Source organism: Ruegeria sp. BB1 (assembly GCF_056539465.1).
This window is the reverse complement of record NZ_JBQFVB010000025.1, coordinates 1-1040: the sequence shown is the minus strand read 5'-3', so window position 1 is coordinate 1040 and position 1040 is coordinate 1. Positions and strand designations below refer to the sequence as shown.

At 63.8% G+C, this 1040-nt stretch carries 1 protein-coding gene; it reads left to right on the top strand.

Annotation, left to right across the window (positions count from 1 at the left end; all coding sequences use genetic code 11):
• Positions 1 to 1040, top strand: a 1040-nt coding sequence (gene glyA / locus ACR0AL_RS20950; RefSeq protein ID WP_480664538.1) for a serine hydroxymethyltransferase, incomplete at both ends; no start/stop codon positions are given.

The following is a 1040-nucleotide window of genomic DNA, read 5'->3' as shown; positions in this document are numbered from 1 at the left end:
GGCGGCTGCCAATTCGTTGATATCGCTGAAAACCTGGCCATCGACCGCGCCAAGCAGCTGTTCGGCTGCGACTTCGCCAACGTGCAGCCGAACTCGGGCAGCCAGGCCAACCAGGGCGTGTTCCAGGCGCTGATCCAACCCGGCGACACCATTCTGGGCATGAGCCTAGATGCCGGCGGTCACCTGACCCACGGCGCGCGCCCCAACCAGTCGGGCAAGTGGTTCAACGCGGTGCAGTACGGCGTCCGCAAGGAAGACAACATGCTGGATTATGATCAGGTCGAGGCGCTGGCGAAAGAGCACCAGCCCAAGCTGATCATCGCCGGAGGCTCGGCCATCCCGCGCGTGATCGACTTTGCCCGCATGCGCGAGATCGCCGACATGGTCGGTGCCTATCTGCACGTGGACATGGCGCATTTCGCCGGTCTGGTTGCGGCTGGCGAACACCCCAGCCCCTTCCCGCACGCGCATGTGGCGACGACGACCACGCACAAGACCCTGCGCGGTCCGCGTGGTGGCATGATCCTGACCAATGATGAAGATATCGCTAAGAAAGTGAATTCGGCGATCTTCCCCGGCATTCAGGGCGGCCCGCTGATGCATGTGATCGCGGCCAAGGCCGTGGCCTTCGGCGAGGCTCTGCAGCCTGCGTTCAAGGACTATATCAAGCAGGTCGTCGTCAATTCGCAGGCATTGTCGGATCAACTGATCAAGGGCGGTCTGGACACGGTGACCCACGGCACCGACACCCATGTGGTGCTGGTCGACCTGCGCCCCAAAGGCGTGAAGGGCAACGCGACTGAAAAGGCCCTGGGCCGCGCGCATATCACCTGCAACAAGAACGGCGTGCCGTTTGACCCGGAAAAACCGACCGTCACCAGCGGCATCCGCCTGGGCTCGCCCGCCGGCACCACCCGCGGCTTTGGCGAGGTCGAATTCCGCCAGATCGCCGACTGGATCATCGAAGTGGTCGACGGGCTGGCCGCCAATGGCGAAGACGGCAACAGCGCCGTCGAAGCCAAGGTCAAAGCCGAGGTCGC